The organism is Lactobacillus sp. X-49 (genome assembly GCF_057063645.1).
In genome coordinates this window covers 42,962-51,038 of record NZ_JBXSQM010000015.1, presented here as the reverse complement: position 1 = coordinate 51,038, position 8,077 = coordinate 42,962, and the positions used below count along the sequence as shown (strand labels likewise).

Annotated in this window: 8 protein-coding genes; all 8 read right to left on the bottom strand. The window is 35.4% G+C overall.

All coding sequences use genetic code 11. The features are described from left to right. Positions 1–191: 191 nt before the first annotated feature. The 8 genes from ACYIAQ_RS07735 to ruvA all read right to left on the bottom strand — a co-directional run bounded on the left by ACYIAQ_RS07735 (position 192) and on the right by ruvA (position 8,076). Positions 192–704: a TetR/AcrR family transcriptional regulator gene (locus ACYIAQ_RS07735; protein ID WP_483563228.1), complete on the bottom strand. Its 513-nt coding sequence runs from the start codon at positions 702–704 to the stop codon at positions 192–194. Positions 705–879: 175 nt separating this feature from the next. Continuing rightward, positions 880–2,238, bottom strand: coding sequence for a DEAD/DEAH box helicase (locus ACYIAQ_RS07730; RefSeq protein WP_483563227.1), 1,359 nt, complete (start codon positions 2,236–2,238; stop codon positions 880–882). Further along, positions 2,231–3,187 carry a DHH family phosphoesterase gene (locus ACYIAQ_RS07725; protein WP_483563226.1) on the bottom strand — a complete coding sequence of 319 codons (957 nt, stop codon included), beginning with the start codon at positions 3,185–3,187 and terminating at the stop codon, positions 2,231–2,233. The genes ACYIAQ_RS07730 and ACYIAQ_RS07725 overlap by 8 nt, the downstream gene beginning before the upstream one ends. A 55-nt stretch (positions 3,188–3,242) precedes the next feature. Further along, positions 3,243–4,373, bottom strand: a complete 1,131-nt coding sequence (gene dinB / locus ACYIAQ_RS07720; RefSeq protein WP_483563230.1) for a DNA polymerase IV — start codon at positions 4,371–4,373, stop codon at positions 3,243–3,245. After that, entirely contained in the window at positions 4,366–5,814 is a 1,449-nt protein-coding gene (zwf, locus tag ACYIAQ_RS07715) for a glucose-6-phosphate dehydrogenase (protein WP_483563225.1), read from the bottom strand. The genes dinB and zwf overlap by 8 nt, the downstream gene beginning before the upstream one ends. A 132-nt stretch (positions 5,815–5,946) precedes the next feature. After that, positions 5,947–6,369, bottom strand: a complete 423-nt coding sequence (gene yajC, locus ACYIAQ_RS07710) for a preprotein translocase subunit YajC (protein ID WP_122018617.1) — start codon at positions 6,367–6,369, stop codon at positions 5,947–5,949. A gap of 65 nt (positions 6,370–6,434) precedes the next feature. Continuing rightward, on the bottom strand, positions 6,435–7,448 hold the full coding sequence (gene ruvB / locus ACYIAQ_RS07705) for a Holliday junction branch migration DNA helicase RuvB (protein WP_122018619.1): 1,014 nt from the start codon (positions 7,446–7,448) through the stop codon (positions 6,435–6,437). Positions 7,449–7,491: 43 nt separating this feature from the next. Continuing rightward, entirely contained in the window at positions 7,492–8,076 is a 585-nt protein-coding gene (gene ruvA / locus ACYIAQ_RS07700; protein ID WP_122018621.1) for a Holliday junction branch migration protein RuvA, read from the bottom strand. Position 8,077 lies beyond the last annotated feature (1 nt).

Genomic DNA, 8,077 nt, shown 5'->3' with positions numbered 1-8,077 from the left:
CAACGTTTATCATCTTACTAAATCAGCTTTCCTTTGTCAAGCTTTTCTTTCAAATGTTTTTTGTCCTCTTCGCTTCTGTCTCTTTGACTTTCGCCCGACGACAGTTATTTATATTAGCAACCTTTTTTTTCTTTTGCAAGCTTTTTTTGAAAAATTTTTTTATTCAATTCTAGTTTAAATGAGTATTGAACTTAGAACTGTTTTGTTGGCTCTTCAACCTGTTTTAGCAGCAGATATATACACTGATAAATATCACGAATATCATTTTTACATTCATTTAAGACCCAGTTCAAAACAATTGCATAAATGCCATTTGAAATCAATTCGATTTTTCTAACTGAAAATGCTCCTCTTGGTCGCATATAAAGTTCAATTGCATGCGCCAATTCTTTATTTAAAACCTGATAAAATTCTCGCAAATCTTTTGCAATTGTTAGCATGTTTAAGTAGAAAAATTTATTCTCGCGAATTTTTATGAGCATTCTATAAAACATCTTTCCAATACTTTCGTTTTTGGTAGAACGCAAAGTTCTCCTTATCTCGATTATCATTACCGATAAAAATAGATCACTAATATTTCGATAGTACTGATAAAATACTCCCCGATTAATACTTGCAGCTTGACAGAATTCTAATACGGTATATTTATGCACGATTTGCTCTGATAAACACTGCTTTAGAATTTTTTCCGCCCTAATTGTCAACAATTTTAATTCACCTCTTAATTAAATTCTGATAAATAAAATATAACAGTTATATCGCTTTCAAACAATAAAAAATACCAAAAAAACAATTATTTTAATTCACAATATATAAATATAAGGTTATAAATTTATAAGAAAAAAACAAAACTGAAGATTTCAGTTTTGTTTTAACTATTTATTTTCGATCACGCCGCTTTTTTCGTTGCGCTTTTTCTTTACGCATTTTATGACGTTGCTCAATTTTGTTTTTCTGCGCTTTATCCTGCTGAATTGCCCGCTTTATCTTCTTTTTATATCCTGGCTTACGTTTCTTTTTTGTTTTTTTAACAAAACCTTTCATATTCGGATCAAGGGTATGACTAGAAAATTTGACAGTATCTCGACGGTGATAATGTTTACGCGAAACCAATTCTTCGTTTTTGATTTCAACAAAATCAAAGTGGACTCCCATTTGTTCTAACGAAGTAATCCGTGTCATTTCTTCTTCACGAATTAGTGTCACAGCATGACCTGACATTTTATTACGTCCAGTTCTGCCAATGCGATGAACTACAAATTCCAAATTTCGTGGAATCTCATAGTTAACAACCAGACTAACCCCATCAATATCTAATCCGCGAGCGGCTAAATCTGTTGCAACAACGTATTGATACTGGCCATTTTCTACTTCACGTAAAGTTCGCTTACGTTCACGTTCAGTTATTCCACCGTGAATTTTAGCAACCTTTAATCCTTCTTCTTGTAAATACTGTGTTAATTCATCAACGTTCTGTTTCGTATTAGCAAATATTAAGGCCAAATATGGTTGTCCCATAGTCAATAATTGATATAAAAGCCGCTTGCGACTTTTACTACCAATATCAATTAAGTCATTTTTAACCGTAGGCGAAATAACTAACGGATTGTCTATTACAATTTGTTCTGGTTTCGCCATGTACTTGCGCAAAAAATTAGATAATTTAACTGGAATTGTAGCAGAAAAGGCGGCTAGTGTCGTATTTTTAGGAAGCCTTTGAATAATAAAGTCAATATCACTTAGAAAACCCATATCCAGAGTCATATCAGCTTCGTCAATGATTAAATCTTTGACATAATCTAAGTATAAAATCTTTTTCTCAACAAAATCGTGCAAACGACCTGGGGTAGCAATTACAACTTGTGGCTTTTGGTTATTCAACTTTTTAAGTTGCCGTTCTCGGTCACTGCCACCTACCAAGTTAGCAATTGAAATCTGTAAATTAGCAGCATCCCGCAACTGACGTGCTACTTGATACAATTGCTCCGCTAATTCTCGACTCGGTGCTGTCAAAATAGCTTGAGTATAGGGTGTTTCAGAAGCAATATCATTTAAAACAGGTATTAGAAAAGAATGCGTCTTTCCTGAACCAGTCACAGCTTGAACGACAGCATTTTTATGAGCTAAAAGAATGGGAATTACTTTTTCCTGTACTTTAGTTGGTTCAGTAAAATCAATTTTGGTTAAGCCAGTTCTTATAGCTGGTTTAAGTTGTTCATCTTTAAAAATATTATTCATGCGATTTTCGATATTCCTTAGTTACTTGTACCAATTCAGCAAAGATTTGTTCAACTTCTACTAAATTTTTTGCATTGGCGCCACTGGCAAGAGCATGGCCACCACCATTATGTTTAGCGGCAAGTCCATTAATTATTGGACCCTTTGAACGATAATGCACTCTAAACGTTCCGTCTGACTTTTCAACAAAAACATTCCAAGCAAGAATGTCTTTAATTCGACCTGGGGTTGATACAGTGCACGATGCTTCTTCAGAATCAACCCCAAGTTTTGACAACTTTTCTTGTGTTAAGATTGCATATGCTGCTCCACTTGGATCGACTTTCATATATTCCAAGACTTCTGCCTGCAGCTTTGCTTGAGCAAAAGTAACATCACTAATATTGCGGGCAATTTCATTAATATTGATTCCAGTTTGCGCCAATTTAGCCGCTACAAAAAAAGTATGCTTAGAGGTTTCAGGATACATAAAGCGTCCCGTATCTCCCACAATGCCAGCATATAATGGGTATGCTATTTCCTTAGTTAATGGAAGATGCTTTTCAATGATAAAATCTGCAACAATTTGCGAAGCCGCTGGTGCCTCATCATCAACATAGCTTAAATCAGCATATGGCTCAACATCTGGATGATGATCAATTTTAATTAAAAAATCCCCTTGATTATATAGTTTATTTGCAATTCGTGATGTATTGGCCGTATCAGTTGTAATAACCAATGCACCTTGATAATCTGATGGCTTGACTTGATCCATCTGATTAATCCATTCCAAATCACCTTCGTCATTTTCACCAGCACACAGGATACGTTTCTCAGGAAATTGGAGACGTAATGACCGAGCTAGTCCCGCTTGAGAACCCAATGCATCAGGATCTGGACTTGTATGGCGATGAAAAATGATTGTTGAATATTGTTCTATTTTTTCGTATATTTGCGAAAAGGTATTCATTAATTTTCTCCTTCAAATTTTTTAAAATTCTTTATTAGTTTAACAAAAAAGAGCTTCAATCAGAAAAGAGCTTCAGATCTATATTAGTAAATTCGGCTTCTGAAAAATCGGTTGCAGTTACTCCCAGTAGCCTAATACCATCGCTCAAAAATTGAGCAGAAACTGTTTCAAACAAATATCTTGCAGCCTCATAAATTTCAAGCGAAGAGTTAGTTGCATGGCTTAATTTTCGTCTTTTAGTGATCGTTTCAAAAGCATTATTACGAATCTTGATAACAATTGTTTTGGCAAATAAGTTATGCTCTTGTAGTTTATCAGCTAACATACTTACGTATTTGCGGATATTGGTTAAAGCCAATTGTTCATCGTAAACACAAGGCTCATAAGTTCGTTCAATTCCAATTGACTTACGCATATGCTCATCATCTGGAATAACACGAGATAAATCTATTCCATTAGCATGCTCAGCCATAATATAACCCATCCGGTTAAAATGCTTGAGTAGGCTACGAACGCTCATTTGTTGTAATTCTCTTCCTGTATACACACCCAATTTTGCAAGTTTAAGTTGTGTTTTTGGACCAATACCATGAAATTTATTTATCTTTTGTTGAGCAATAAATTCTAGGGCTTCATTTGGCAAAATAGCAGTCCTACCAAAAGGTTTAGCATATTCTGAACCCATTTTGGCTAAAAATTTATTATAACTTACCCCAAATGAACAATTGAGCCCAACTTCTTGATAAATTCGGGTCTGTAACTGAAGCGCAATTTTTACACCAGAAGTTATTCCTAATTTATTTGTTGTAACATCTAAATACGCCTCATCTAAGGCAATTGATTGAACAGTATCTGTAATATCATGCATTATTTCATGAATTTCGGATGAAACTTGGCGATATTTAGCAAAATTTGGCGGTAAAAAGACTATTTTTTCTGCAGGGATTAATCGTAATGCCTTAATTGAAGACATCGCAGAATGAACACCAAATTTACGTGCGCAATAATTAGCAGTTGCCACTACCCCATGGCCATTATTTTGACGTGGATCCTGTCCAATTATTAAGGCTTTGTTTTTTAAATCCGGATTATCACGGGTCTCAACTGCAGCGTAAAAAGCATCCATATCAATATGAATAATTTTTCGACTCGTATCATTACGCGGAAGTAGGTCATGACTATTCATAAATCCAATGTTCGATAGCCGATTCAAAGATCTGGTCTGCTTCTTTTGGCCCCATTCTGTACGGTATATATTGGACCGGAGTTTGCCCATTATCATTATCTTTTTGCCAAGCTGCCTCGATAGCATCAATAAATTTCCAATAATTTTTCAATTCACTCCAATGAGTAAAATTGGTTGAATCATTAACAAAGACATCGTGCAACAACCGCTCATAACCATCTGGTATTTTGTCTTGCTCTTCTTGAGAAAATAGATAACTTAAGTTTTCACGCCGAATTCCCGGCTGGCTAATTTTTTTACCATTAATCGTAATATAAATTTTCATATCAGGATCAACAACAATCGAAATATTATTAGAATGAGCCTGCCCGTATAAATTGGACATATGCTTTAAAACAATATCAATTTGTGTTTTCTTTTCACGCATTTCTTTACCAGTCCTAAAGTAAATTGGCATTCCTGCTAAAGGTCCTTGTTCAAATTTTACTTCGCCAGCAACAAAAGTTTCAGTCTTTGAGTTGGTGTCAACATTAGGCTCTTCACGATAGCCGAAAGTCATATCACTACCAAGATACTGGCCACGTACAAAATGCCGATCAATCTCTTCTTTAGAAGGAACAATCAAACTTTCAAGAAGCTTTTGTTTTGCCGCATGAATACTTTGAGCAGTTAAATCTTTAGGTTCAGGCATAGCCAAAAGCGTGATAATTTGAAAAATATGATTTTGAACCATATCACGAAGAGCTCCTGAAGTATCATAATAACCGCCTCGTGCTTCAACTCCAAGACGTTCTGACAAAGTTATTTGAATATTCTTAATCGTGTCTTTATTCCAGACATTTTTAATTAACGGATTGGTTAAGCGCATTGGCAAAATATTCTGAATCATTTCTTTACCAAGATAATGATCAATTCTAAAAATATCATCTTCATCAAATGAAGCGGTGATTTGCCGGTTAAGTTCTTCAGCAGAAACCAAATCATGACCAAAAGGCTTTTCCACCACAATTCGATTAAACCCAGTACTCGTTAAATTTTGATCATTAATGTGTTCGGCGATTGTTCCAAAAAAGTGTGGTGCCATTGCCATGTAAAATATCCGGTTACCCTGAGCACTATAACGTGCATCAAGGTCCTCAGCCAAATTTTTCAAAATTTCATAATGCTCAATATTAGTTACATCATGAGATTGATAATAAAAATGACTAGCGAAAGCGGCCAAATCATTTTCATCTACACTGTCATGTGTTTCATGAATAGCATCAACAACTTGTTCTTGTAAATATTTATGCGACCACGGTCGCCGAGCCGTTCCGATCACCGCAAAATTGTCGTGGATCAAATTCTGCTCATATAAATTAAATAATGCTGGATAGAGTTTCCTATGTGCTAAATCACCACTACCACCAAAAATAATCATAACAACTGGAATGTTTTTCATAAGAGTTCCTCTCAATTACTTACTTTGTATTAACTTTATTCTATAATAATTTATTTGCAAACTTTAGTTTTTAGCAATTGGTTATTAAATTCTCTTAAAAGAAAAAGTGCCCGATAGGCACTTTATTTATTATTATTTTTCCGAAGTCGAATCATTATTTTCACTAGAATTTTCTTCTTTTGCTGTTTTAACCGGTTGATTTTCGGTAGCATCTTCTGCCGGTTTCTCAAGTGTCTTAGTAGTTGTACCATTATCTTTCATTGGTATAATCTGTTGAACAGCCATTCGACTAAAGGTTAAATAAATTCCATCGGCATCAACTATTACAGTCTTATCCTCAGTATTAACAGAATCAATCTTACCATGCAAACCATCAATCAGGATAACATTATCCCCTTTTTTCAACTGATTCATCATTTCGGCTTTTTTCTGTTGTTGCTTTTTTTGCGGCTTAATCATCATAAAATAAGTTAAAGCAATAATTAAAACAAACGTAATAATAATCATCATATTATTACTACCACCATTATTAGCTGCTAAAAATAAAGTATTCATGTTTACACCCCATCATTTTCAAATTAACAATCACTTAATTATACAGAAAATAAGTCAGATTTGCACTATTCATGTGGGATTGGCAATCCCAACTGCAAATATGCCTTTTCCGTAACCATTCGACCGCGCGGCGTCATTATTAAAAAGCCATGTTGCAACAGATATGGCTCGTATAATGACTGTATTGTCTCAAAATCTTCTCCTGTATTAGCAGCCAATGTCCGAATGCCTACCGGACCACCTTGATAATTTTCAATAATTACCCGTAAAATCTTCCGATCTGTCTGGTCAAGACCTTCATCATCTACTTGAAGTTGCTGCAATGTGTTTTTAGTTGTTGCGAAAGAAATTATTTTTTCTCCCTTGACCTGAGCAAAATCTCGCACTCGTTTAAGTAGTCGATTAGCTATCCGCGGTGTTCCTCGTGAACGACGAGCTAGTTCATGTGCTGCTTCTGGTTCAATTTTAATATTAAAGACATTACTAGAACGCAAAACAATTTTTTGCAATTCATCAGCGCTATAGTACTGCAAATGTTCAACAATTCCAAAACGATCACGTAAAGGTGCAGATAATTGCCCTGCTAGTGTCGTTGCACCTACTAAAGTAAACGGTGGCAAGGGAACATGAACCGCATGGGTAGTTTGACCTTCACCAATCACAATATCTACATAATAGTCTTCCATTGCTGAGTACAAAACTTCCTCGATCGGCTTTGCTAACCGATGAATTTCATCAATAAATAAGATATCGCCCGGATTAAGATCAGTCAGCAAGGCAACCAAGTCACCAGCCTTTTCAATTGCAGGACCACTTGTACTTTTAAGATGAACTCCTAACTCATTAGCAATAACGAAAGCTAATGTCGTTTTCCCAAGACCTGGTGGACCATAAAGCAGAACATGGTCGAGCGATTCATCCCGCTTTTTAGCCGCTTCAATATAAACCGCCAATTCCTTTTTAACTCGCTGTTGTCCCAAATATTCACTCAACTTTTGCGGTCTTAGCGAAAATTCTGTCTGCTGCTCCTGCGTTCCTTGAATTTTACCCGAAACAATTTGATCTTCCTTATCTGCCACCGGTTTCACTTCCTTTTTAACACACTTTTTATTATAGCAATAATCAACGCTTTAATAGAAGCGCCAAGCCTTTTTTGATATATTGATCAGCAGTTGTCTCAGCTAAATCATCTAATTTTGGCGCAATTCGATCAACTTCCTTTTTCGTGTAGCCTAAAGCTAATAATGCTAGCAGCGCATCATTTAACTCTGGTGAAACATTTTGACCTATAGGTTTATTGACCTGCTGTACATAATCACCTAATTTTCCTTTTAAATCAAGGACGATTTGAGAAGCGGTTTTTTTACCCACACCTGGAAAGCGTGTCAAATATTTGACTTCTCCTTGCTCAATTGCTTCTGCTAAAGAATTACTATCCTCTGCCGCCATAATTGCTAAAGCTGATTTGGGACCAATACCACTAACACTCAATAATTTCAAAAATAAACCCTTGTCTTCTTCTGTTCGAAAGCCATAAAGCGTTATAGCCGTATCACGCACACTTTGTTCAATGAAGATTTTAGCTTTTTGACCTTCTTGATATTCAAGAGGTGTCGGACTATATACTTTATACCCAATACCATTAACTTCAATGACAAGGTAGTTAGGCTTAGTAACAGTAATGATGCCTATTAAATACTCATACATT